This window comes from Acinetobacter sp. CAU_H_S170_2 (genome assembly GCF_058890445.1).
The window spans coordinates 1-26362 of record NZ_JBZYAE010000002.1; the positions used below are offsets into that span (position 1 = coordinate 1).

Sequence of the window (26362 nt, forward strand, 5' to 3'; positions counted from 1 at the left end):
TTAGAGCCTATCCAGTATTAATTTCATTCTTTTTTAGCAATTGAAAAAATAATTTGTTAAATTTCCCCCATGAGAAAACCATATCCCAGCGACATTAGTCGAGAAGCTTTTAAAGAAATTGAACCGCTACTATTGAGCGGAAAAAAACAAACACGTCCAAAAGTCGTTGATGTCTATGAAGTATTTTGCGCATTGCTCTATATTCTAAAAAGTGGATGCCAATGGAGTATGCTTCCTCGAGACTTCCCACCTAAAAGCACTGTGCATTATTACTTCTCGATTTGGAATAAAAAGTCTTCAGAAACTGAACCTAGCATACTTGAGCAAGCTTTAAAAAAATGTAGTTGGCGAAGCCCGTATCAGCAATAGACGGAAATAACAAACGAGCTTTATCATGATTGATTCACAAAGTGTAAAAAACACAGATACTGCACGTGATAAAGGGTATGATGCTGGTAAAAAAGTTTCAGGCATTAAAAGACATATTATTGTTGATACTGAAGGTCTCCCGCATGGAACATTGGTTACGACAGCAGATAAAACAGATCGTCAAGGTGCGTTAGATACTATAACTTTGCATAAAGATAGCTTACAAAATGTAGAGGTTGTATTTGTTGATGGCGGTTATACAGGTGAACGCTTTTCTTTGGCTGTTAATAATTTAATCGGATCCCGAGTTGATGTAGCTAAACGAAGTGAATTGCATAAATTTGCAGTCATTCCACAACGCTGGGTTGTGGAAAGATCATTTGCTTGGTTAGAAAAGTGTAGAAGGCTCTGGAAAAACTGTGAAAAGCACCTAAATACGAGTCTTCAGTTCATTAATTTAGCCTTTTTAAGGCTACTTTTGCATAGAAAATATTCTGGATAGGTTCTTAAAAGTTTTGATTATTTTTTGATCCAAAATTAAATTTATTTAAGTCAGATGCTTACATATTTATGCAACAAAGCCATTCACGATAGAGGGTTGATCGTGAGCGCCCTAACTCCCGAGCAAGCGTAGCGATTGAACTTTTACTTTTCAAAGTAGTATAAATTTCGTATCTTTAATCTTGAGAAAGTTTAGTGTATTTCTTCATTGTGTGCCTTCCAATTGCGAGTTGAAAAAGTCTAATGATTCTACGAATACACCTAACTTTTTCAACTAACTACAAATGTGTCGCACTTATGATTTGAGTTTGCGTTTATTGAATGGTGTGTAATGTCTAGAGAATCTAATAATCCTGATACTTTATTTATTCTTGATTTTTTAGGTAAACAAACTGATTTAAAAGTTGTTTTGGATACAGTTTCAAAGTGGTTGGAAGGTTTAATTCCTGGATCAATGGTAACTATTATGTTTTTCTCAGAGAATGAAAAACATTTAAATTTAATCAGTGGAGGACAATATTTTACTTCAGCATATCGTAATGCATTAACAAATTTAAAGATTGGGCCATATGTTGGTGCATGTGGAGCAGCAGCTTATTATCGTAAAATCGTTATTTGTGAAGATATTTTTATTCATCCTAACTGGAAAAGATATCAAAAATTTTTTATTGAAGAAAATATTACTGCTTGTTGGTCTGTTCCTATAATTAGTGCTGAAGGTACTTTATATGGAACTTTTGCAACTTATTATCGAAAACCGAAGAGCCCAACAGATGATGAGATTAAAATGCTTAATCATGCGGCATACCTGACTGCTTTAGGGATCGATCTATATTATGAGCGTCAGCATAAAAATGCTATGAATGATAAATATCATTCTTTTTTTGATCATCATCCTGATACGGTATATGAATTGGATTTACATGGAAATATTAACCAATTAAATATAACATCAAAAAAGATTAATGGATTTGAGATAGAGCAGATTGTAGGACTACACTATTTAAATTTTATTCATCTTCAATATCAAAAAATAACAGAAGAAGCTTTTAACAAAGCTACTGAAGGTTATATTCAACGTCTAGAAATACAGATTTATGACGTTAGAGAGGAAAAATATTGGGCAGATCTCACCTTTTTACCATTATTTCAAAATAGAAAAATTGTAGGTGTATTTGCAATTGTAAAAAATATTACAGACCGATATAAAACAGAAGAGCATTTACACTTATTAAAACGGGGATTAGATGCAAGTCCTAATGGTATTGTAATTACTGATGCTACTTCAAATCATGAAATTGTATACATTAATCCTGCTTTTCTAAAATTAACCGGATATTCCGAAAAAGAAATTTCAGGTCGTAATTGTCGCTTTCTACAAGGAGAAGATACAGATATTAATGCAGTTCAGGAAATTCACCAAGCGCTTAAAGATAAGCGAGAAGTTCAAATTACCTTAAAAAACTATAGGAAAGATGGCACCTGGTTCTGGAATCAACTTACTCTTAGCCCAGTATGGAATCAAAATAATGAATGTACTCATTTTATTGGAACGCAGCAAGATGTAACTCAGAAACGTATAGATGAAGAATATATAAATTATCAGCGTACTCATGACAGTCTAACTGAATTAGTTAACCGTCAAGTTTTTGAAGAGTTATTGGACCTTGCCTTTTACAAAAAGGGTGGAATGAACAATACATTAGCAGTTTTATATATTGATTTGGATGACTTCCGTAATATAAATAAAGATCTCGGATATGCTGAAGGGGATCAATTAATTAAGCTGGTCAGTCAGCGTCTACGGACTATTTTACAAGAAGATGATGTTTTATCACGTTTTGCCGCTGATGGCTTTGCTCTATTATTAAACAAAGAATATACTCAGGAAAAAGTAACCCAAACAGTAGAAGGCGTCTTAAAAATTTTAGCTTTACCTTTTAATATAAAAGGGCATCATATTCGTCTGAGCGCAAGTATTGGTATTGCGACTGATACAGAGGAAGTCGAAAATTTTAGAGAGTTATTGCATCATGCAATTCATGCAATGCATGAAGCCAAAAATGAAGGACGTAACATTTGGCACTGGTATACAAGTGGCAGAAATACGGTTCACAAAGTGAATGACATCCAGTTACGCCATGAACTCATTATGGCCTTGGAAGATGAGCAATTTAAATTATTTTATCAACCTATCGTTGATAGTTTAACTAATAAAATTGTAGGCGTTGAAGCACTTATTCGATGGTTCCATCCTGAGCGTGGTTTAATTTCTCCATTGTCTTTCATACCTTTAGCCGAACGTACTGGACAAATTTCAGCGATAGGAAATTGGGTATTAAATCAGGCATGCAAAGATATTACTGAGATTAATAAGAATAGACCAGATCAACTTAGCGTGGCTGTAAATATATCTCCTATACAATTTAAACGTACTAATTTTTTGGCTGAGTTAAGGAATACCCTACTAACAAATAACTTTGATGCTAAGTTATTGAAGATAGAAGTAACAGAAGGGATGTTACTGATGGGTATTGAAAGATCGGTTGAAATTTTAAAAGCTATACGAGCACTTGGAATCAAAGTAGCAATCGATGATTTTGGTACGGGCTATTCCAGCCTGAGTTACCTCCGTCAACTGCCTATTGATCAAATTAAGTTAGATCGTAGTTTTATTCAGCATTTGCCAGAACATAAAAGTGATGCGGCAATTGTTATAGCAATTACTCAAATGGCAAAAACATTAAACTTAGAAGTCGTGGCTGAAGGTGTAGAAACAGAAGAACAAGCTAAGTTTTTAACAGAGAGCAAATGTAATTACTTGCAAGGCTATTATTTTGCTAAGCCCGTTTCTATAGAAGATTTAAAAGTTATTTTAGACAGGCTTTATTTCATAAATACCTGAAAGGATGAGTTCCCCTCTAAATGGCCTACCTTAAATAAAAACGTCTCTGACAAACCCAGTATGGTTCACACGATGAGAATTAAAGTTTCTATCGGTCCTATTTAATGGCATTTTGCCACTTTTTAGGTTTAATCCTAATCAAAATAGTGAGTAATTATGATCCCTTCTTATGAAAACTTTAAAGATTTTAAAGATGCTGGTGAAAAAATTTTAGAGTATTTACATAATCACTTAGGCTTTGCTTTATGGATGATTACTCGTACTGAAAGTAATGATTGGATAGTTTTGCAAGCTAAAGATCATGGATATGGAGTACAGGTAGGACAGGTCTTCAATTGGGCTGACTCATACTGCTCTAAGATGGTATTAGATAAAGGGCCACGTATAGCACCTGATTCGAAAAAGATTCCACTGTATGTAGAAGCAGGCATCAACAAACTGGTCGATATAAACGCCTATATTGGGCAACCTTTATTCAATGAGGATGGTTCTATTTTCGGCACCTTATGTGCTATTGATCCATCAGTACAGCCTCAAAGTATAGAACAATATAGTGATCTATTAGAGCTATTCAGCTTATTACTTAGTCGAATTTTACAAAATGAACTTAAAATTAATGAACAAAAAAGAGTTAGTGAAAAGCTTGAAATGGATTCATTAACCGATCATTTAACGGGTGTTTTTAATCGTCGTGCTTGGGATACATTTTTGGATTTAGAGGAAGATCGATGTAAAACCTACGGACATCCAACCACAGTGATTATTATAGATTTAAATGACTTAAAAGCTATAAACGATAAATTTGGTCATTCGGCTGGAGACCAAATGATCCAAAAAACGGCCGAAATCTTAAAGAAAAATGTACGCTCCAATGATTTAGTCGCGCGTTTAGGAGGAGATGAGTTTGGCATTCTAAATATTGAAACGACTTTAGAAAATACTCAGAAATTGGTGAATCGGCTTTTAAAGTCCTTACAAAATGCTGGAATTAATGCTGCTGTTGGTGTTGCGGCACGTGAACCAAGTAAAAATTTACGAGTGGCAGTAATTGAAGCTGATGAAAAAATGTATCAGCATAAACGTCAAATTAAAGTCATCATTTGATTGATCCATATGAACAGGATGTTTGAGGATCTAAAACAATAATCGTAAGTCTGATCCTAGCCAAAATAATGGACAGCATGTCCCTCTAAAGATAACCTAACTTTAATCTTTGGAGATTCAAGAAATGGCTAAACGTTTTAGTCCTGAATTTAAACAGCAAGCGATTGATTATGCACTTTCAAACTCACACGAGCCTATAGCTGCAATCGCCCGGAAATTAGGTGTGGGTTATTCAACTTTAGATAAATGGATTCGTGAAGTAAGCGTCCGCTGAATCCCATACCAATTTTTAATTCGATTTAGGTTTCCAGCAGTGCGGCAGCAATTCTTCAATTTGGGTCACTTTGTGTGTCGGCAGCTTTTGCAGCACATCACTTAAATAACGACAACTCGGTATTTCCATGAAAACCTTATCAAATTGATACAAGAAAGCAAAGGTTGGGACATTAGCAGGAACACAACAATTTTTGCCCGATCTCGTTGCTCTACTCGAAGAAAACAAGAAATTCAAACAACAACTCAAAATTGCTGAAATGGAAAAAGAATTTCTAAAAAAAGCGGCAACTGATGTGTCCTGTTTTTTCAGCACGCCTCAATAATACAGTGTCGCGGAATGCTAATCTGCCCAATTATATAAACAATATTCTTCAGTGGCTTGAGCCAGCCTTCTTATCCCCTCATCAATTTTATCTGCACTGATTGACCCAAACCCTAAACGAAGGAAATGTTTGTGTTTGTGATCATCTAAAAAGAAAGACTGCCCCGATTCAATGAATACGCCTAAATTTGCGGCATAATGAGACAAAACCGTAGTATCAATATCTGCTGCGGTATCAATCCAACATGCTGAACCACCATTCAAAGCATAAGGTTTCCATGTTGGAAGATATTGTTTTAATGCCTTATTGAGTATTTCACCCCGTTGTCGGTGTAATTGGTGCTGACGGCGTAACATGCTATGGTAATAGCCTTGATCGATAAACAAAGCAAAGACACGTTGATTGAACACATTTGGATGTCGTAACATCAGACGGCGTAAATGTCGAAGTTCTTGTATTAATTCAGGTGCGGCAACGATATATCCCAGACGTAACCCAGGTGCCAATGGCTTAGATAGACTTCCAAGATAAATGACTCGTCCATGTCGATCTAAACTTTTTAGCGCGGGGATCGTTGTATTTTGCACTAACACTTGAGCATCATATTCATCTTCAATAATAATGCTGTCGTTTTGTTCTGCTAACTGTAATAAATTTTGTCGGCGTTGTGGAGACATGGTTACTCCTGTTGGACATTGTCGCCCTGGTGTAACAAATAAATAATCACACTCATTTGCCCGAGTTAAAGTCACCCCCTCATAATCCACGGCTAAAGGCACAATATGCTGGGTCTGTAGCAAAAATATATTACGTGCATCTGGATAACCAGGTTCTTCGACACCAATCACATGATTCTGCCGCATTAATAACGTTGCCAACATATATAATCCATGCTGACTCCCTACGGTTAACAAGATTTCGTTCTCTTGAGCCATGATGCCTCGCGTGGGCAAAATATGCTGCCGGATTGCATCTATGAGATAAGCGTCGTCCCCCTGTGGAGTAATATCTTGTGACCATATTGAGGCATCTTTTGCAGATAAGGCACGTAATGCACATTCCCTCCAAGCCGAAGCAGGAAAGCTTTCCGCATCTGGCTGACCATAAATAAAAGGATAGGAATAATTCATCCAATCACTTGGTTTAGTTAAATGCCTTTGTGCTGAAGGTCGTATACAAAAGCGAGCACCCCAGGTCGTCGCTTTTGATGTAGTCCGAATGGTTTTACTCTCACTACTATCAATCTGGAAATTTAAACAGACAAAATGTCCACTCCGCTGTTTAGATTCCAAAATTCGCTCAGCAACCAATTGTTGATACGCAATGGTGACCGTATTTCTACCAACACCCAGTTGATCAGCTAAATCTCGGCTAGAAGGTACCGCCATACCTGGTTTTAAATAACCTTGTACTAAAGCCGAAAACATCATACGGCAGATTCTGCCTTGTAAATTCAAACCACTCTGTGCCGTATTAGAAAATAATGCCTGCCAAACTGTAGCTGAAATTACTGAACTCACTAATCAATCCTTATATCTGTGCATTGCTGCAATCAATTTTGATGCTTTCCTACTCAAACTGGTGCAAAGCTCATAGTTTCAGTCCACTTTTAAGCTAAAACTGGACTTACTCGATATAAAGCAAAAGGCATTCCACCATCAACAACTTAAACTAATTTTTAAAAAACAATAATTTAAATATATAAACCACTGGATCCATCAAAACTCTAAATCTGGTACTACGCCATATTTCAGTATTTCCGTACATTCATTTCATCAGTTTATAAAACCTAATTTTGGAGCAATACAAATGCAGCAAGCACAATTAATCCAACTTCTTACCGATTTTTCAACAGCTTGGAATCAACATGATATTGAACAACTCATGGCATGCATGCATCCAGAATGTCGTTTTGAAACTGTGGCGGGAGATGATGTTTTTGGAACCAGAATTGAGGGCTTAGATGCAGTTCGTCAAGCATTTAGTAATACCTTTCAAAGTTTTCCAGATGCTCAGTGGCGTAACGGTAAACACTGGATCAGTGATAACGCTGAATTTGGTATTTCAGAAACAACCTTTACTGCGACAACTACTGATGGTGGCTGGATTGAAGCCAATATGGTTGATGTCTTTACATTTAAAGATGGAAAAATTCTCGTCAAAAATGCATTCCGTAAAAATAGACCTGTTCAAGCAATCGCGTAAGGAGTCATTCAATGAATCAATCTGTTCAACATTCAAGTTCATTTCGCGAACACTTAGAACTGCATAAATCTATACCGCCACATAGTTTTAAAAGTTACAACGCACAGTTTGACCCATTAACCTCTCCTGTCCTACAGGGAAATGAAAATTATGCGCCAACTTATTGGGTCGGCACAGCAGGTACGCCACCCGAAGATGATGGGCCATTAATGGGTGACACCGTAGCGGACATTGTCATTATTGGTGGAGGCTTCACTGGGCTATCGACAGCATTAACACTGGCTGAACAATTTGGTGCCGCACCTCTTGTGCTTGAAGCAAACCGTACAGCGTGGGGCTGTACTAGCCGTAACGGTGGGCAAGGTCAAAATGCCTCAGGTCGTCTGTACCGATCCCAATGGATTGAAAAATGGGGATTAGACACCGCCAAACGTCTTGATGCTGAAATTCGGGAAGGTTTTGATTACTTCAAAGACCTCGTGAGCGGCATTGAATGTGATGCTCAAGATGGTGGACATCTTTATATTGCTCATCGCGCAAAAAAAATGGCTTTCCTCGAAAATGAAGGCCGAGTCATGAAAGAAGTGTTTGGCTATCAAACTCGTGTGTTGAGCCGTGAACAACTACATGAGGAATATGTTGCGGATCAGGAAGCTGCAGGTGCTTTGTTGGAACCCGATGGAGTTGGCGTACACCCATTAAAATTAGCTTTTGGCTATTTAAAACGTGCCCGTGCTGCTGGTGCCAAAGTACACACTTCAAGTCCGGTACTTGGATGGGAAACGCACAATGGCATCCATTATTTACGTACTCCAAATGGTATTGTCAAAGCAAAACGTGTGGCGGTTGCAACAGGTGGCTATACGCCTAACGGCTTACACCCGCATCTTTCTGGAAAAATCATGCCGATTTTATCCAACTCTATTGTGACACGCCCTTTAACAGAAGCGGAACGTGCTGAGTCAGGCTTACATAGCACCACATTTATTACAGATACTCGAACTTTACGTCACTATTATCGCCTACTCCCTGATGGATCTATGCAATGTGGTAGTCGAAGTTCCTTAACGGGTGCGGATGCGGATAATCCAGTCCATCTCGAACGGTTAAAAGAAGGGCTTTACCGCAAATTTCCAAGTCTACGTGGCATACCTATTGCTTATTCTTGGTGGGGTTGGGTCGATGTGAGTCATGACATGATGCCTCGTATCGTACAACCCAACCCTGAGGAAAGTATTTATTACGCTATTGGTTATGGTGGTAATGGTGTGTCTTTCTCCGCAATGGCAGGACGCCGTCTCGCAGAACGTGTGATGGGAATACAACGCCCTCAATTTGAGCTTCCGATTTATCAATCCCCTTTGCCTTCACATCTGTTTCGACCATTCCGTCGACTCGGGCAAGCATTGTTATATCGCTGGTACCACTTAAGAGATGAAGTGCTTTAAGCGCACATTCAATCATCTGTAATGATTCGGTTATAAAATTATAAGAGGGAATCCATCATGTATGATTCAGATTCAAATCAAAGTTTAAAAAGTGCTTTAAAACCTCGTCATGTCCAAATGATGGCACTCGGCGGTGTTATTGGAATGGGACTATTTGTAGGTAGTTCTGTAGTGATTCAAGCTGCAGGTCCAGCCGCCATTTTGTCCTTTCTGATTACGGGTGTGTTGATTATTTTAGTGATGCGAATGCTTGGTGAACTTGCAACCGCCTCTCCTGTATCAGGCTCCTTCTATGCATATGCACGCCATGCTTTCCAAGATTCGCCTTATTTATCTCGACTCGCAGGCTTCATGACGGGATGGATGTATTGGTACTTCTGGGTCATCGTGATTGCATTAGAAGCGATTGTCGGTGCAAAACTCTTTGCTTATTGGTTACCTGATACACCGCAATGGATCGTCAGTCTGGTTTTACTCGCCCTATTAACAGCAACGAACTTATTCTCAGTCAAATCCTTTGGTGAATTCGAGTTTTGGTTCTCATCTATTAAAGTTGCTGCGATTGGTCTTTTCATTTTCCTTTGTTCTTTATATATGTTCGGTCTTTGGCCAAACCATCAAGCTGCTGGATTTGGTGAATTGTTAAAGCATGGTGGTTTTATGCCAAATGGTTGGGGACCAGTCTTATCGGGTGCTGTTGCCGCAACAGGATTTTACTTTGGTGCTGAGATCGTTACTATTGCTGCTGCAGAAACCAAAGACCCCGAAAAATCTGTTGCCAAAGCAACTCAATCTGTAATTTCACGTGTACTTATTTTCTATGTTTGCTCAATTTTATTAGTGGTATGTATCGTCCCTTGGAATAGTCCAGAAATTGCGACGCCTTATGTAAGTGCATTAAAAATTCTTAATATTCCGTTTGTTGCAGACATTATGAATGTCGTAATTCTCGTAGCGGTGCTTAGTTGTTTAAATTCTGGTGTTTATGCTGCGAGCCGTATGTTGTTTGCGTTAACCCAAAATGGTGATGCACCTCGTAGCTTAACTAAACTTTCAAAAAATGGTGTTCCAATTCGTGCCATCCTATTCAGCACATTGTTTGGTTATCTATCAATTCTAGCTTCATACTTCTCACCAGATGCTGTTTTCCCTTTCTTGGTCGAATCTTATGGAACTGTAGCCTTATTTGTCTATATCGTGATTGCATTCTCGCAAATCCGTTTGCGTCGCCACTTAGAGCGTGTAGCACCTGAATGTTTAAAAGTTCGTATGTGGTGTTTCCCATACCTCAGTTATTTTGCAATCATCGGCATGCTTTCCATCTTTACTGCCATGGCTTTTATTCCTGGTCTTCAAAAAGCGTTCTGGTTCGGTATCGCAAGTGCAGGCATCCTGTTCTGTATCTTCATTATTCGTGATTACATAGAGCTAATTAAATTACGTCATCAAAGTACACAACTGAATACGCTCATCCCTGCCAAACAAACCAAAATTTAATCCTCAAACACAATGACCTGTACCAAGTACAGGTCATCCACGTCTTTAGGAAATTACATATGCTTTTAAAAGATAAACTTGCTGCCTTCGCAGTCGTGTTCATCTGGGGTATTAACTTTTATTTTATGAAAGTTGGCGTCAGTGAGATACACCCTATGCTCCTCGGATGTTTACGCTATCTACTGGTTTTATTGCCTGCCCTCTTTTTCATTCGTATTCCAAGCATCGGGTGGAAATGGTTATTACTTTATGGCTTTATTAGTAACTTTTCTCAATTTGCATTTATGTTCAGTGCAATTGCGACTGGAATGCCTACAGGTTTAGTCGCTTTGGTGGTTCAATCCCAAGCATTTTTTACTGTCATGATTGCAGCATTTTTATTACGTGAACAAGCCTTCTGGAACCAGTGGTTGGCCATAGCGATTGCCTTTATGGGCTTAATGCTAATTGCATTCGGTCAACAACATAGTCATGTGCCATTAATGGGGCTGGCATTGGTTTTATGCTCTGCAATTTCATGGGCCTGTGGTAATATCGTAGTCAAAAAAATGGGGCCTGTTAACCCAATTGGTCTGGTCGTATGGGGCAATATTCTTACCCCTTTATGGTTTTTACTTTTAGCAGTACAAAATATTGGCTGGCAAGGCGTCATAGCCGATTGGCATGCGCTGACATGGAAAGGATTTGGTGCTGCAGCATTTCTCGCTTACTTTGCCACTATTGTCGGATATGGCTTATGGATCTACCTACTGACACGTTATCCTGCTGCTAAAATTAGCCCATTGTCACTCTGGGTGCCTGTTATAAGTATGATTTTTGCCTATTTATTTTTAGATGAACAATTAAATACTTTGCAGTGGCTGGGTTCTTGTATTGTTATGCTGGGTTTAATGGTGCATTTATTGGGGCAAAAAATTCAATCACACATCACTTCACGTAAACTTGTCCGAACAACATAAAATAATTAAATAAGAGGCTTAGGAAGTTAAGCATATAAAAAAGTATGGTAACTTCCTTAGGCTTTATTGCATAAATATTTTGAAAGTTACTGATTTTTAATGTTTTTGTTGAATTTCAATAAAAATAAACATAATAAAATTATAGTGTTAGGTATTTGTGCAACAAAGCCTTATGAAATGTCAACAGACCTAATTTTAAATAAAAATATATAGCTTAGGCTATTTCCCATAGATAATCGTTTTTTATAGCCTCTAACATCAAACCAAACACAACACATAGCGTAATATTTTTCTCATTTCCGTCACGAAAACTCACCTTAATTTCACGGCTTTTCTGCTTAATATTCACTGGATAATTATCCGTTTTCAACTTGACGTTATCTGGTAAAAGTTGCTGAATGCCGATGATAAAATCCCCCATAATCCATTTCATTTTTGGTTTGTTATTCTCATCAAAACGATATTGAAAATGAATATAGTTTTTTCTTAGCTTGGTATGTTGAATTAAGATTGCTAAAGCAGACAAGGCTTTAGCTTTTAAAGGTTGCTCTAGTTCTGTGAATAGAACCAGTGTTTTTGGATCAAAATTTCTTTTAAGAGCATCATCGTAAAATTCAAGTAAATATTGCTCATCCATCGATTCTGTACTGTTTTGCTCCCACTTAAGTTTACTAAGTTTGGGTGACTTCCATTTCGCAGCTAACCAGATACAACGCTGAAGCCAAATATGCTCTTTATATTCTAAACGTTCAATGTAACAACGTATAATTTCATATGATGATGCCGTCATATCTGACTGGGTTTTAATTATAGGGAATGGTTGTAACTTCTTTAATGCTAAAGACTGGTGATAGAAGTCAAAGCCCTTATTATTTTGAATATACTGACGCAGATCTATCTCATCTTTAGTCTGTTGCTCCCCTAGTAATGTATTTACTAAAGAGTGATGGACTAGACACGGCGTATTGTAAATCCGATCAATCGCTAGCAGATCAAGCGTATGTAAATAGTGAGATGCTGTTTGTTCAATTGAGCTATGCCCCATCCAATCTGCTAACAGACGCCACTTATGTTGAATCACACCCTCATGTTCTATTGCACATTCTCCAAATAAATATTTACGCATCAATTTGGCATGATTCCAAGTATAGTCCGTATAAGTCATAACCATTTCCTTTGAACCACACCATGCGATAGCTAAATGATTTGCAGCACTATGGCGGAAACTATGAAAGCTATAATTGTGATCTTTACCTATAATTTCATTAAAGAGTATTTGTGTCATTTGAGTTATATATAACTCGCTAAGAATTTCTCCTTTACTCGAAAAAACGAGCCGCTTATCAATCGGCTGAATTAGATTGATATGCGAAAAATAAGTATTTAGATATTGTTTAATAAATTCCATTTCGTCTTTGAGTAAGACCGCATTGAGGTCCAATTGACGATTTGCATTTTGGCTTTTTAGTCTTCGATATACATTATTTTTTAAGGTGATCCGAATTTGTATATCTTGATTATGCTGTGAATTTTTCCAGATGAGCTCAGGGCAGATAATTTCTGCGAATGTAAGTCCTCGAATTTCATTGAGACGAAGTCCCAGTCTGTAAGCCAATAAATACATCAGTTGCAGCTGCTGCATATACTCTTGCTCTTGTAACGTTGAACAGGCGTTGATTTTCAACATCAATTTTTGTTTCAATTGATTAAAAATTTGTGGACTGACTAACTTTGCGTGACACAACTGTACTCGCTGAAAAGTATTGTATTTAAAGTTACTCACTTGTGGAGTTCCATATTTTTGTATACAGAATGTATGAAATGACTTGAGCCGTCCAAATGCATACTGAGCGCGACCTTGACGCATGTTCGGTTTCGATGTGCGTTGAATTTCATCACGATCGTCGATACCATTTAGGACGGATTCATACAGCTCTTCATAGTCTTGAGTATTCATTGTTTCAATCGCGTCTTCATACATATATATATGAAATAAATAATCTTTCGCCATGCTACTGAGATAACGCTCGATTGAACTCACTTTATTATTTTTCTCTTTTAAATCAAAAATCCAACCTAACAATCTCAGCTGGGCCTCAATAAGATTTTGTTCTTTGCTATGCACTGCTGTTTTTTTCTTTTGTAAACTTTTTTGGATATGCTTCCAACGCATCAATTTAATACTTTCGCTTTTACGTTGTCGCTTCTTGTTCTGTTTTGATTTTTCTTCATCACGTTCAAATAACATTAGTTCAAACGGAATTTCCTTAAGTTGCTGATGTGCCGTGATCATTTCTAACTGAGCCACTTCAGTTTGTAATGAGGGTCTTTGAGATGATGAAGTAAACGCATCATCTTTTGTTAAGGCCTGTTCCTTAAACCAAGCGGCCTTTTGATCTTGCGGTGTTAGTGACACGGTCTTAAGACGATTTTGCAAGACCTCACTTAAACACATATCCAAGCTTAAATCTGGATGAATTTCTAAACCTAGATTTACATGTTTGAATGTTTTTAAAGCTCCCATATCTATAAGTGCTTGATCGGAACATCGTAATATTTTTTTTAATTCTTGTATTTGTTCAGATACATCGACTTGTACACTGATCACATCAAATACAGCAATAATGGCTTCAATGACACAACGCGGATTTTGTGCTAGTACTCCCTGCCGTTTAATTCCCTCCATAAACATTTGTGCATAAGGATTGAACCACACGTGACGCCACTGATAAATGTTCTTTTCTTCAATTTGGTTGCCGTAATACCGATGTTGGGTGCGGTAATGTAGAACAAGAGGATTAGTAATCTTTTTATAGTCTGCGCGGTATAATTTCGAGCACAATGACGTTCTCGACTGCTGCATCTCATCAATCAAAGTATTACCAATTGCCGTCAGCTGACTCAAATCATTACAACCAGAGCAGTAGATTAAGCTTAGATAAAAATTCCCCCATAACTGTTGCGGTGTTTTCGTATCTACAGTTCTGCTCCGCCAATAAGTTTTAAGCTCTGCATTAATGTGAAAATGCAGTCGTCCCAATTTAATTCGCTCCTCTGTGGTTAATATCTGACGCTGTGGCGGGTCAATAAATTGAGTTTTCGGGCGAAGTTTGATTAGGTACGCATTTTCGGTGTTCCTTTCGTAATTCTCACGGTGTTTTAAGAAACATTTTTCACTATGTTGGATATATGGTTTTCTAAGTACATTTCTATTCAATTTCTTTTGATCTAAGAAGCAAATTAATCCATCATAAAAATCTGTCCAAATTTCTTTAATCTTTGCATCTACTACCCTCGGCTCTTGTCTATATTGGTTAATAAGATTCAATATTTCATCAAAGATAAATCCTACTTGTTGCGTAATTTCATCGTAAATAGCATCACTCTTTTTCATCATTATCTATCCTTTATTGAATGGTGCTCTATCACGATAAATGTTCGATATTAAGGGCTTTGATCATGTCATCAATACCATGAGTCACCTGAACCATGTACTGATGTACAGAAGCTGAGGAATAACGATAAAATAACTCTTGATCACGTTGATCATGGCCATACAGTGCTTGAATAACATTAAATGTAACGCCTTTTTCCACTAACATATTCATATCAAAATGACGATGCCAATTGTTATAAAAACAATGAGAGAGATAACGGTTAACCCAACTGCGATCAAGTGAACATATTTTTATTTTCTTGCTTGCCCATTCTTGAGCCGTCACTGGCAATTCTTTAGGATAAACAATTACCTGGCCAAAGAGATCCTCAAGCAAGATACTTTTACTGAATACAAATTTTAATAAATCCGCATAGTTGTCGACAACACTTTGTAAAAAATTGATATAACGGTTGAATGCTTGAATAAAAAACTTTGGTAAAGGAATAAAGCGACCATCCTTTCGAGAATTACTATTTTTCTTATCGTTTACATACAATAATTTCAATTTGAGATCATAGTCACTCAATTGACCAAGTAAGTTAGCTATCGGGCGTCGTGTTAAGCATAGTAAACTGACATGCCACATCCAAGCACTATATGCATTGACTCGCTCTATCACATGCTGATGTAATTGTATTTTCTCATCACAAAATTGTTTTAACTGAACAAAGAAATCGGTAACGAAACGAGGGTTAAGTGCCAATTGACTACCAAAACGTGCATCTTCAGATAGAGCATATGTTTTGAATTGTTGTAGTACGTCTTGCATCTCTGCAGCAATATCTGGCGTGGTGAGTGTTTTTAAATAAATTAAATAATGCTCATTGATAAGATGCTGTGCGACACCATTATAAAAACTGCTTGGCAAGTCATGATGACTATCTTTTCCCGACAGCACGTGTGCAATATACTCATTAAATGTGCGATGAAAAACATGAAAATACAACTGTGCTTGTAATTTTTCAACTGTGATTGAACCTATCTGCTGTTTTGAACTCCACTTTTTCAAGTATCTATTCACGTGATGGACAGTAATTACCTCACGGTTAACACGTAAGTTTAAATAGTCAAACCAGCTGCTAGAAAGATGAAGATCGTGTGAGACCGTATGATTAAGCTGATGTTGTTTTAAAATTTCAATCTTCTGTTTGGTGATATCTAAGTGTAGCCTGAGACGATACTCTGGCTTCTTAGAATTCTTATTTTTAATAAGCACACCCTCTTCAATCAATTGTGAATAATCAAGTAGTGCAACTGGCGAAAGACCTGTGGTGAGGCTTAGTAAACACGCTGCAGCAATTGCTGCTTCATTCGAATGGCCATTATTCAACTCAAGATTTAAAATATAAACCAAATGCCGAATCACATCTTCGCTCATATAATGAGCATTGGTCACAAACGGTTGTAGTCGACGCTGGCGGTGTCGCAGTAAATGCTCTACATGTTGATCAAGTACTTGATTAAACCGCGCAGTACTTAGATCTGTTGTATGTATTGTAATGCTGGAGTCTAATACATCCAGATCTCCTTCTTCATCTAATACAGTTTCTTGTGTAGCTATAATTTCAGCTGGATAATCGACTAAAACTTGTTGCCCTTTCTTCTTTCGGCGATAGCTGATGAGTTGTTTTTTAGACGGCCAGTCTTTCGTATGCTTTTTCTTTTTACGTTGTCTATGCACAATTTTTTTCTGTGTGAGTCTTTTCAAAATGATCGACAGTGCACGTAAATGTTTTAAAACTTTTTTCTCTTTAAAATTTCTACTCTCAATGTACTTGCCCCAGGCACGATAAACATCTTTATCAAAATCTGCTTGATTGAGCATAAAACTTAAATACAACTGTAATAATAATTCACTTTCTTCTACTAATTGCTGATCTTGATCTTGCTCGAGAATGGGTTTGGCAATATACCGCAATAAATCACAAATCTCTTTTTGCTTTGCGTGAGAACCAGACAACTGAGCCATGGCTTTATAATGTGCGTAAAAGAAATAACTTACTTTTAATACAAGATATTGTGTTTCGCGAAGCTCTGAAGATAAGTAAACACTGAAGTATGTGAATGCAGCATATAGATAATCGGCTCCAATTTGGCGTGATTCAACAATATTTTGATAGATCTTAGCTGCGCCACTTTTAAGCAAATTAATTTGCTTTAAATCATCCTCACTTAATCCAGCAAATTCTTTCAACATAGCAGTTTGCTGGAATTTCAAATAATCTTCTAAAAAGTTTTCTTTCATGTTTTATTAATCTCAGCTCAAATTTTCTGCTTCATCAAAGTGTTGAAGAAAAGATTATGATCGATATTTGAAAATTTCTAAGACTTGTTTTTTGATATCTTCATTACGAAAATCAAAGAAAATTATAAAAAAATGAGCATTTAATATTTTGTCGTCACCAAAAATTTCTTGATGGAATAGTGGATCGATAAATGTATCAAGTCTTAGGATTAACTGTAGCTGTGGGACATAATTCACACTTGCACGTACTTCTCGCTCATTTTTTAAAATAACTAAAATTTGCTTCCAGATCTTTATGTAGAGTTTTTTGAAACTGGACTGCTTACTTTTACTATTTCGCGGTTGAAGATTTTTTAAGCGCTTAAGCTGCGCTTTCACAGTAGTCAACTTGTCAATTTTAGCAGCGAATGGAAACATAAATTGATAAAGAAACACAGTTGTATTTGTTGCAAGCTGATCAAAAATCATACTCAAATAAATCTAAAATCATATACAAACTTTTATACCATTTTTTTTATTTAATTTTCTAAAACTTTAAATAAATTGAAAAATAAATCTCAAATTATTAATATTAAACATATTATTTTTCTTATTAATTAAAAATTCTTCCAAAAAAGTGGTGTTTATCGTTATTCCAACTGTATAACGCCCTTTCCCTTCAAGGGCATCTGAATGGAATCTTACGAAAATCCCATAAATATCACCAATAGCTATGCTTATTGCCCTTCTGCTTCTTCAAACACATCTTTTTTGTTTAAAAGCATATGTTTGATCGGCCGACCAGTTAACTGAGCAATATCCAACAGATCACAAACCATCTGTTGTCCTAGCTGTTCACGTCGAGCAGCTTCAACGATTTCCTGCATGTTTTTAAATTCTTCAAAGCTTAGAACAACAGCTTCGGGCGTATTGTTCGTACAAACAAAAACAGGTTTATGGCTATCTTTGACAACTTGAAAAATTTTACTCCAAGATTTGCGAACATCCGTCGTAGAAACAGTCGCACCATCAATAAAAGTTAATCCCTTCATATCTAAGACCTCATACTATATGGTAAGAATTGCATCATATTTGCCCTATAATTTGACCATCTTTCAAGCATGCAATATCAATATTAACTATGTAATTTAATTCTTGATCGCCTACTTGGAACAGGAATGATAGGTAGGGTGCAAATAGGAATAGTTCGTAGGCTTACACAGAAATAGGCTATTTCGGCAAATCGGCTGAAAGTAACTTTGCATACTCCTCAGGTGATAACTGATCTTTGATCGCTTTGATGATCTTATCATCCACAACATTTGGTCCTAAATAATACAGAGCTGAGATCGCCATACCGACCTTTTGCAAAGGGTATTGAAGCAGTCGTTGATCATCCGTGTGATTCAGTACCACATCTACACCCGCCAGTTTGAATCGTCTTGAACGGCCATTTGTATGTAAGACATGATATAGAGGCACTTGAGTACTTAACCCTAAACGATTGGCACAATAGCCTCCATCATATTGAAACGTCTCACCGGTTAATCGAGTGATCCCGGCTAACACTTTGGAGAGATCAGGGGGTAAGGCTCTCGGCGGATTAAAAAGATTGGAGAATTTAACTTTATAGTAAATATTGGGTACAACTAAACTAACCTCCCCCTAATCCAGATAATGCGATAAAAAGCTTAAAAACTGCTTTTTGGAAAGAGAAACTCTGAAATCTTGAACGGAAAACACGGAGCCTGCTGCTAAGTTTTTCAATTCAGCTTCTACTAAAAGTCTTTTAATATTGTCATCCATAGGCACAATTCATCATCTTGATATACTTATTTCAGACCAAATCGTTCTAATGCAGCTTCGTTAAAATCCTCATTAAACATCTGCTTCACCCGATGTTCTCTTTTTAACGTTGCGACAGTAGCGAAGAAACATGCCTCACATAAATACAGTTCATACTGTTCTCCATCATGCTTCGACCCACTGCCCCAATTGGCAGACAGTATCCCATGGTTCAGTTGCGTGGATTCCATGCAAACGTCACATAAAATATCTGCGGGTTGTTCTAGGTCTTTGTGTTGTTCTAGATCTTCGTGTTCTTTGCTTTCCATATTTGCATCCTCTTTTTTGTTCCCTGTGATTATTTCAGTGCCAGATCCAAAGCAATCAGGATCTCACCCTCTTGGCATTCACTGGGTGGAGGTAAAATCCGACCCTCTTCACGATAGAAGTCCACACTGGTAAACAGCGCATCTTTGGCCATCTGTAGCGCATCCTCGAAATTGTCACCACAAGTCATTGCCTCAGGAATATCTCGAAAAGAGACGTTATAAGCTTGCCCTTCTTGTTCGAATTTTGCTGGATAAAACACTGGACTACACACCATGATTGAATTCCTTTAAATACTGATCGAACTATTCATTTCTTGTTTTAAAGCCCCTACCTCAGCAAGGGCCTGTCTTGATCACTATTCCGATCTTGTTATCTAAAATAATAACCCAGCGTATCGTCTTTTGAGTCTCCCCACCCTGTCCAGATCTCAGTCAGCTGGACATAATCCTGATTGATGCTTTTGACTTTGTATAAAAAGCTACGGGGTGGAGAGGTCTCATTGAGACGTACTTTTTCAATTAAGATAAAGGTCTTGTCATCTAACCATCTGACTCTAAGATGTAGGGGATCCTGACATTGCCCCAGTTCTGCATACATCGCCGCATCTTTGCCATTTTTGGAGAAGGACAAGCCCGCACATTGGACATCCGGGATGTCCATCACCAGACGTTTTCCGATCAGGCTTTCTTTGGCGCCCGCACAGGCCAAGCTTGAAAGGCTGAGACATAAGCCCGCTAAAAATATTTTTTTCATGATGCTACTCGTTATTTATTCAGTTGAAGCGGTGTAAGACATATTGTCAATAAAGCCACACTGTAATATGTGCTGTGATGGATTCACGGGATGGTCATACAGACTGATATAGGCAATCATGCTGCTCAGATCAGAAGCATCCCGTTTATAGTGCTGGGTATAGATGTAAATCTGTTTAGGGCTGTAACGCTTTCCGTTTTGAAAGACCTCCCCGTTAAACACTTTTAAATGCGGATACTGTTGAAAGACCTGTTGGGTCTTAGTACGTTTCTCATTGTCATGTGCTGAGGCTTGATCCCACTGCTGTTTAAAGCGTTTAAATTGCTGCCCGCTATAGTGACTGAGCTGAATTTTTAAACCTTTCTCTAACTTTCGCTTGGTTTGGGCCATGTCATCATTGCGATAAATCGAGGTACTTGCCCCAGCCACACTGACCTGCATCAAAGCCTCAATCCGTTGAATCGGATTGCGTTGATCGTTGGGCAAATAGACCTCGATTTCAGGACAATCCTCACAGTAGTTTTCATCGTCTGGATCATCCACAACGGATGATTTTTGCTGGGTGTATTGCTGCTTAAATTGTTGTTGCAGCGTTGTTAGCTTAGAGGCTGCGGTATGCGTCCAATCTCCCGTAGCCAGTTGATTGCTAAACGACTGTTCTTGCTTGGCCCAATCCAAACAGTTTAAGCCCTGCGCTAAAGTCACTGGCTGCAAAGTCAATGCATTGGCGTTAGAAACGGGTTGAGCCACCGCTGTCTGTAATACCAGTAGTGAAGCACTGGCAAGTAAAAATGGCCTCAGCTTAAATCTCATTGGATGATTCTCCTGATAAGTGTTGTTCACTAGACTGATCATCAACTTTAAACCAGTAGGTATAGTCCTCAGCTTTTCCATCCACCAATACATTCTGCACATTAACGTCATAGATCACGTTGTATTCCATTGCGCTAAAATGGAATTGCAGATTATTGGCGACTAAACCATAGCTGATATTGTCATACTGGATGTTGCTGATCGTTTGGCTTTGCTGATTATCCCGTCTCGTCACGGTTAGTTTCGCCTGAGAAAAATCCACCGTATTGTTGGCATAGGTATTTTGTGGATTGACTAATATCGACAGGGATAAAGGTTCATTTTTTGAAAAGAATTTCTTCGGATAAACATGATACGGATAGGCAATCACCCCTTTCGGCATCGTGGTGCTTAAGGTTTGCGATGCATAGGGATAGACCACTTTCATGGCAGCGCCTAAGATGGTCGGTACGCTTTTAGCCTCAGTATTGGAGACTTCGCCATAGGCAGTTTTGCTCAGGAATGGACTCAAGATATGACGTCGATGTCCAATGCTGCTCGAGTTTTTTTCAATCAACCAATTGATCAGATGGGTATCAGCACCGTAGCTGGCTAAAGGTTGATAGGCTTGAACAAAGTTCAAGTTCGATGTTGAAGCCCCTTGATAGCCAATGTCACTAAAACAGCGCCACGTACGGTCCGGATAGTGTGAGGTCTTTTCATTCACCGCCAGTAACATAGAGGCTTGCATCATTTGGTCTTCATAGGCTTGGTCATAGCGAACTTTCGGCAGATTGTGTAAGGCACGGATCTCATTCAGGGTATTGATAAACAGCTGCCGCTCCGCCTCACTGGGTCTCCCTGCATGACAAGCATTCAAATCTTTATGCTCCTCTGCATGCGCCTCAATGACATCCACTACCATCGTGCTATTCACAGGCAGAAGCTGTGAGGTTCCTGCCTGTGTCAGTTTTAAAGTACATTTGCCCACATCAAGGGCTTTGAGCTCCCCTTGTTCGAAGTCACAAATATTCGGACTCTGACTGCTAAAACTGAAGGTCAGATCTTGATCAGTCTTCAGATTTAACTGATAGGCCTGACCTTTGAGAAAGCGATGGATCTCTAAGGGTTCAAAGCGTTGTGCTGTCTTGTTTTTACAGATTCCTTCTTGTAGATATTCTGTTTCAGCACACGTCACGGGTTGAGGTGAAGTGCTGCCATTATTTGAGTCTTCTACTCCACCAGAACTTGAACCACCACCACATCCGACCATCGCCATACTGATGGCCAGCATCAAGGTGCTGGTTCTAATCGATGGTATCCCCATTTTTGAATGTTTCATACGTTTATTCCCCCTCTTATTCTTAGTTTTTATTGGTAATGATCAGCCGATAGTAATTGGCGGATTTCACTGGCCATTTTTGGGCTACGCCAAGGAAACAACACTTTAAGGCAGTAATGCGGTTTGAATGGGTCGCGTGTTCCAATATTGACTTGATATTCTCTTTTGACTGGGCTGTGATGTTCGTGATGGTGGATATGCGTTCCCGTCATCGGATTGCTGGTGATTGTGCTGGAATAAGAGACTTTATCTTCAACTAAGTTGAAGTGGCCAACCGAAGTAATATAGTCAAATGGGTATTTCACTAAACGCTGTTCAGGTTCATCAAACAGAATAATGGTTTTATGCTGACTGTTAATCCAGACCCCACGATTGTGATAATTAAACTGTTCACCTTGACGGGTCAGTTGCTCCGTCATGCCTGCAAAGTAAGTATTGCCATATTCATAGAAGTAATAAGTGATCACAAACCACAACAGCCAGATGCCAAAGAATAGAGAGCCAAACCATCCAAAGGAAAAGACTTTAGCCATAATTAAAAAAATGACGATCGGCACCACGATGCACTTTATAAAAACTTTGGATTTTGGTGGGCGATTTTCGATTGGAATGATTTTTGGTTGAGTGAATTCAGACATCATTGTTCCCCGCATGTTCAATGCAATTGACAATCACAAGGGGATATAAAAATAAGTATTTTTTTATAGGCGTGATTGAGCCATCCACCTTAGAGATTGTTCGTGTAAAAATGTTTTTTTAATACCGCTTAAAAATTAAAATCAGTGCTGTATGCCTTGTTTAATGACACAACAAGGTTGAACGAGTGCGGAGGTACAGGGAAGAATAAATAGAAATGACATAAGAAATTCCTTTGTTTAGAACAAGAAATTCTGCCAGTTACTGCTAAATAATGGTGGCAGAACGAAAGAGGGTTAGCAGACTGGTAAACAAAGAAACCAGCACGTACAAAGACGTCCCCCTTCCGCCCTACCATAGAGAAAAGGGGGACGAGTGGGTACAGCAGAATATAAAGTCAAACTTTATATTCCTTCTTTGTTTACAGGGTCTGCTAAAACCCACTGGCAATGTAGGCCAGCGAGCTCATATTAGATTTATCCAGCGCTTTAGTCAATTTCGAAATACGATAAAATTCACATTATTCGGTTAAATGAATTTAGTTGAGTTGCTGACTTCAGCGATAAACCCAAAATTAATACAATCCATTAAATGCTTTTGATATTCATATATTTTTTTCATTTCTTCTTGGGTAGTTATAAATATTACCGAAATCATGATCCATTCTTATAGATTAATTGTACCACACTCGACACACTATAACTTGATGATGGAGAAAACATACTAATCTTCGAATTCTCACCTAGAAAATGGTGATAGCCTTCGCCTACTAATGAATATAAAGCACTAGTACTCAATGTTTAAGGTGTCTTAATAAATGCAAATTATAACTAAAAAGTACCAATCTAAATATCATCTCCAAGTTATAGGGGATTTGAAACAACACTCTTTAATCATAATAATGTGAAATTAAAAGCTTTCAAAATCAAAAGAAATGAATCACATGAAATTCATAAAAAATTCTTGGGAAGATCTATTTATAAAATATTCACTCTATCACCATCTCAAGAGGATTAAAGCTAAGTGTCATAGAATTAAATCATTTGTGATAAAGTTAAAACAAAGAACATTTGGAATCGAGTCAATCAAGTGCATACTCATATATCCCTTCTTAATAAACTTACAGAATGAACCAGTCCTTGCACTCAAGTTTATTTAGATAGAGTAACCCGAATTATCGTATTGATGAAAAAGTGTAGCAAATTGCTACACTTTTTCATTTCTCTCTACCAGCTCTTTCAATAAAATTTCAAGTTTATCTAGACTAGCATTGTCAATACTCGAAATATTTAGAGAAACCTTTAACTGCTTATCATTGAACTTGATATTACCAGCGACTTTTCCAGCGTACTCAATTTTTTTTACCACCGATGTTGATGCTGTTTCTTGATTACCCTGTGTAAGTATTTTTTCTGCATGAGATACGGCTTTCGTTTGTTCAAGCTTCCCAAGCTTAACTTTATTCCAAGCATTAATTAAAGCTTCTTCTGCCAATTCTTTTAAGTCTGCATGATCAGATAAAAATTTTTTAAACGCTGTAGCTGCAGTTCGACCAAGCAGTTGCGGATCTTGAGCTAAATCCCCCAGAACTACCTCAGGCAATTTTTCAAATGCCAAATATTTATACATATCTTCACGATTTAGGCCTAAAGATTTGGCTAAACGTTGCTTATTCTTTTTTAAACTCTCATCCAAGCCATTCAGTCCGATATAAATTTCAAAATCGGTTAAATCTTGGCGTTTTAAATTTTCTGCTAATGTTAGCAAAGATGCTTCTTCGTCATTAGCATCTATGATAATCGCTTCAATTGTCGATTTTTTCAAAAGTTCATGAGCGCGTAATCGACGTTCACCAGCAATCAGTTCAAATTTTAAATTTTCAAGCTTTCTGACTGTAATAGGCTGGAGTAATCCAACTTCATCAATAGACTCAGATAGTTCTTTAATCTCCTGCGGATCAAATTTTTTTCGTGGCTGGTACGGACTCCGTGAAATGTCTTCTATATGGACATTTCTTCTGAATTCCTTCAACTCTTTAATATTATCTTTTTGAGCTAGCTGATGTTTTTGAGTATTTTGTTTTAGCTTTTGAGCTAAAAGTTCTTTTGCAGTGGCCATAAATATCCCAATCAGTTAACTTTTTTTAATATTTCTTCTGCTAAACGTTCGAAAGCTTTGCGAACTTTCCCGCTTTTATCTAGTTTTAGAAGTGATTGTTGCATAATAGCTGCTTGATTCACTTTTGTGCTTTGTGGAATTGTTGTTTCCAGTATATGACCTACTTGTTTATATGCTTCATCACGGATCAACTTACAAACATTTTGGCGTTCATCATGTTTAATTAGTAAAGCTCCTAAAAGTTTAAGTTCAGGATTAATGCGTTTGATTTTTTCCAAATGATTTAACAGGTCGGTAACACCGTATAATCCATACTGTGATCCAGATTCAATTGGAATAACTACATGAGTAGATGATGCCAAAGCATTACTAGTCAAAAGTTTTAAACTTGGAGGACAATCAATTAAGATAAAATCATAAAGATCTTTTAAAAACTCAAGTTTAGTTGCTAATTCTTCTGAAGGTCTTGGCGCATCTTCTTTAAGTTGATCTTCCGTTTTACCTAAATTAAGTGAACCATAAATAAGTGATACATTTTCAAAATTTGTATCTTCTTCAAGGGCATCGGTAAGTAATGAAACATCACCTATTAATAGTTCCGCAGTTGTAACACCAACTTCACTTGGATGACGTAATCCTATATGCAAACTAGCATTAGCTTGAGGATCTAGATCTATAACTAATACTTTTTTACCAAAGTTTGCCAGTTCAGAAGCTAAATGAACAACTGTTGTTGTTTTACCACAGCCGCCTTTGTGATTTGCAACAGCAATAATTTTTGCAGACATACTTGTCAAGTCATTCTATATTTCAATAACTAACTAATATAAATAACTTTGCCCTAAGTTACTATACCTTTTGAATTTATAAAATTTGATTGTATGTATGCAATACAATTTTTAAATTTAAAATTTTACATAGCTAGCTTATTAATAATTAAAGTTAATTTATAATTAAGTTAATTTATAATTAGAGTATTTTTTATTATTATATTTCAATTGGTTATATCTGTAAAGGTGGAGGTTTTGTCATTGATAAGTGGAATACATGTCACTAATAAGTGGAGTATTAGTCATTGATAAGTGGAATACTTGTCACTAATAAGTGGAAACAAAATCACCTAAAAGTGCGGTGTATGTCACCACAGTGGAATACTTGTCACATATTTTTATTAATTTGCATAATTTTCATATTAACTTACAGTAATTCAATATTTTATTTTGTGGATATTTTTTAAAATTCAGTCTTTATAGTGGAATATTTGTCACTTTGTAATATTTATCTGTGGGTAAAAAGAAGTGTTATTTAATTGTAAGATTCAGTTTTATTGGCTATTAGGGAAAAACGTGGAAAACT

The 26362-nt window shown here is 37.3% G+C and carries 22 protein-coding genes and 4 pseudogenes; 9 read left to right on the forward strand and 17 right to left on the reverse strand.

Going from position 1 to position 26362, the window contains the following annotated elements:
• The first annotated feature begins 69 nt into the window (after positions 1-69).
• A pseudogene (locus tag AC5EUN_RS16750) lies at positions 70-871 on the forward strand (IS5 family transposase).
• A gap of 82 nt (positions 872-953) precedes the next feature.
• On the opposite strand, the pseudogene AC5EUN_RS16755 reads toward AC5EUN_RS16750, so the two are convergent.
• Positions 954-1037: pseudogene (locus AC5EUN_RS16755) on the reverse strand (hypothetical protein); the annotation flags it as partial.
• A gap of 164 nt (positions 1038-1201) precedes the next feature.
• Here AC5EUN_RS16755 and AC5EUN_RS16760 point away from each other — a divergent pair.
• The 3 genes and pseudogenes from AC5EUN_RS16760 to AC5EUN_RS16770 all read left to right on the forward strand — a co-directional run.
• Positions 1202-3775: a sensor domain-containing phosphodiesterase gene (locus tag AC5EUN_RS16760; protein WP_493352500.1), complete on the forward strand. Its 2574-nt coding sequence runs from the start codon at positions 1202-1204 to the stop codon at positions 3773-3775.
• Between the two features lie 156 nt (positions 3776-3931).
• Positions 3932-4879 carry a sensor domain-containing diguanylate cyclase gene (locus AC5EUN_RS16765; RefSeq protein WP_151837486.1) on the forward strand — a complete coding sequence of 316 codons (948 nt, stop codon included), beginning with the start codon at positions 3932-3934 and terminating at the stop codon, positions 4877-4879.
• A 124-nt stretch (positions 4880-5003) separates the two neighbouring features.
• Positions 5004-5144: pseudogene (locus AC5EUN_RS16770) on the forward strand (transposase); the annotation flags it as partial.
• 24 nt (positions 5145-5168) lie between these two features.
• On the opposite strand, the gene AC5EUN_RS16775 reads toward AC5EUN_RS16770, so the two are convergent.
• Positions 5169-5282, reverse strand: coding sequence for a transposase domain-containing protein (locus AC5EUN_RS16775; RefSeq protein ID WP_143221717.1), 114 nt, complete (start codon positions 5280-5282; stop codon positions 5169-5171).
• Between AC5EUN_RS16775 and AC5EUN_RS16780 the strand changes: the two are divergent.
• Positions 5263-5445 (forward strand): annotated as a pseudogene (locus AC5EUN_RS16780) (IS3 family transposase); the annotation flags it as partial. The gene AC5EUN_RS16775 and the pseudogene AC5EUN_RS16780 sit on opposite strands and share 20 nt — an antisense overlap.
• Before the next feature lie 50 nt (positions 5446-5495).
• On the opposite strand, the gene pdxR reads toward AC5EUN_RS16780, so the two are convergent.
• The gene (gene pdxR / locus AC5EUN_RS16785; protein WP_493352501.1) at positions 5496-6998 is read right to left on the reverse strand and encodes a MocR-like pyridoxine biosynthesis transcription factor PdxR; all 1503 of its coding nucleotides are present in this window, start codon (positions 6996-6998) and stop codon (positions 5496-5498) included.
• A 289-nt stretch (positions 6999-7287) separates the two neighbouring features.
• Between pdxR and AC5EUN_RS16790 the strand changes: the two genes are divergently transcribed.
• From AC5EUN_RS16790 to AC5EUN_RS16805, 4 genes are read left to right on the forward strand one after another with little or no spacing between them, the layout of a single operon-like run.
• Positions 7288-7683, forward strand: coding sequence for a nuclear transport factor 2 family protein (locus AC5EUN_RS16790; protein ID WP_004638707.1), 396 nt, complete (start codon positions 7288-7290; stop codon positions 7681-7683).
• A gap of 11 nt (positions 7684-7694) precedes the next feature.
• Positions 7695-9131 carry an NAD(P)/FAD-dependent oxidoreductase gene (locus tag AC5EUN_RS16795; RefSeq protein ID WP_224469563.1) on the forward strand — a complete coding sequence of 479 codons (1437 nt, stop codon included), beginning with the start codon at positions 7695-7697 and terminating at the stop codon, positions 9129-9131.
• 57 nt (positions 9132-9188) lie between these two features.
• A complete protein-coding gene (locus AC5EUN_RS16800; protein WP_034616928.1) occupies positions 9189-10628 on the forward strand; it encodes an amino acid permease in 1440 nt (479 codons plus the stop codon).
• A 59-nt stretch (positions 10629-10687) separates the two neighbouring features.
• Positions 10688-11587, forward strand: a complete 900-nt coding sequence (locus AC5EUN_RS16805) for an EamA family transporter (protein WP_034616931.1) — start codon at positions 10688-10690, stop codon at positions 11585-11587.
• 214 nt (positions 11588-11801) lie between these two features.
• Here the strand turns inward: AC5EUN_RS16805 and AC5EUN_RS16810 are convergent, their stop codons facing one another.
• The 14 genes from AC5EUN_RS16810 to AC5EUN_RS16875 all read right to left on the reverse strand — a co-directional run bounded on the left by AC5EUN_RS16810 (position 11802) and on the right by AC5EUN_RS16875 (position 25794).
• Positions 11802-14984, reverse strand: a complete 3183-nt coding sequence (locus AC5EUN_RS16810; RefSeq protein ID WP_081407407.1) for a site-specific integrase — start codon at positions 14982-14984, stop codon at positions 11802-11804.
• Between the two features lie 28 nt (positions 14985-15012).
• Positions 15013-17271, reverse strand: a complete 2259-nt coding sequence (locus AC5EUN_RS16815; RefSeq protein ID WP_493352502.1) for a site-specific integrase — start codon at positions 17269-17271, stop codon at positions 15013-15015.
• A 54-nt stretch (positions 17272-17325) separates the two neighbouring features.
• A complete protein-coding gene (locus tag AC5EUN_RS16820; RefSeq protein ID WP_034616937.1) occupies positions 17326-17739 on the reverse strand; it encodes a hypothetical protein in 414 nt (137 codons plus the stop codon).
• 248 nt (positions 17740-17987) lie between these two features.
• Complete coding sequence (locus tag AC5EUN_RS16825; protein ID WP_224469566.1) at positions 17988-18302, reverse strand: type II toxin-antitoxin system prevent-host-death family antitoxin; 315 nt, start codon at positions 18300-18302, stop codon at positions 17988-17990.
• A gap of 178 nt (positions 18303-18480) precedes the next feature.
• On the reverse strand, positions 18481-18888 hold the full coding sequence (locus AC5EUN_RS16830) for a DUF6088 family protein (RefSeq protein ID WP_227518687.1): 408 nt from the start codon (positions 18886-18888) through the stop codon (positions 18481-18483).
• A gap of 27 nt (positions 18889-18915) precedes the next feature.
• Positions 18916-19056 carry a hypothetical protein gene (locus tag AC5EUN_RS16835; RefSeq protein ID WP_227518686.1) on the reverse strand — a complete coding sequence of 47 codons (141 nt, stop codon included), beginning with the start codon at positions 19054-19056 and terminating at the stop codon, positions 18916-18918.
• A gap of 26 nt (positions 19057-19082) precedes the next feature.
• Entirely contained in the window at positions 19083-19364 is a 282-nt protein-coding gene (locus AC5EUN_RS16840; RefSeq protein WP_078390426.1) for a hypothetical protein, read from the reverse strand.
• Between the two features lie 29 nt (positions 19365-19393).
• The gene (locus AC5EUN_RS16845; RefSeq protein ID WP_078390425.1) at positions 19394-19639 is read right to left on the reverse strand and encodes a type II toxin-antitoxin system HicB family antitoxin; all 246 of its coding nucleotides are present in this window, start codon (positions 19637-19639) and stop codon (positions 19394-19396) included.
• Between the two features lie 95 nt (positions 19640-19734).
• A complete protein-coding gene (locus tag AC5EUN_RS16850) occupies positions 19735-20118 on the reverse strand; it encodes a hypothetical protein (protein WP_078390424.1) in 384 nt (127 codons plus the stop codon).
• A gap of 15 nt (positions 20119-20133) precedes the next feature.
• On the reverse strand, positions 20134-20931 hold the full coding sequence (locus AC5EUN_RS16855; RefSeq protein WP_078390423.1) for a hypothetical protein: 798 nt from the start codon (positions 20929-20931) through the stop codon (positions 20134-20136).
• The gene (locus AC5EUN_RS16860) at positions 20921-22252 is read right to left on the reverse strand and encodes a CAP domain-containing protein (protein WP_493352503.1); all 1332 of its coding nucleotides are present in this window, start codon (positions 22250-22252) and stop codon (positions 20921-20923) included. Before AC5EUN_RS16860 ends, AC5EUN_RS16855 begins: the two co-directional genes overlap by 11 nt.
• A gap of 29 nt (positions 22253-22281) precedes the next feature.
• Complete coding sequence (locus tag AC5EUN_RS16865; RefSeq protein ID WP_493352504.1) at positions 22282-22890, reverse strand: hypothetical protein; 609 nt, start codon at positions 22888-22890, stop codon at positions 22282-22284.
• 1204 nt (positions 22891-24094) lie between these two features.
• A complete protein-coding gene (locus tag AC5EUN_RS16870) occupies positions 24095-25006 on the reverse strand; it encodes a ParB/RepB/Spo0J family partition protein (RefSeq protein WP_493352505.1) in 912 nt (303 codons plus the stop codon).
• Between the two features lie 11 nt (positions 25007-25017).
• Positions 25018-25794 (reverse strand): ParA family protein, encoded by a 777-nt coding sequence (locus AC5EUN_RS16875; RefSeq protein WP_005401940.1) that lies wholly within the window; start codon positions 25792-25794, stop codon positions 25018-25020.
• Between the last annotated feature and the right edge of the window lie 568 nt (positions 25795-26362).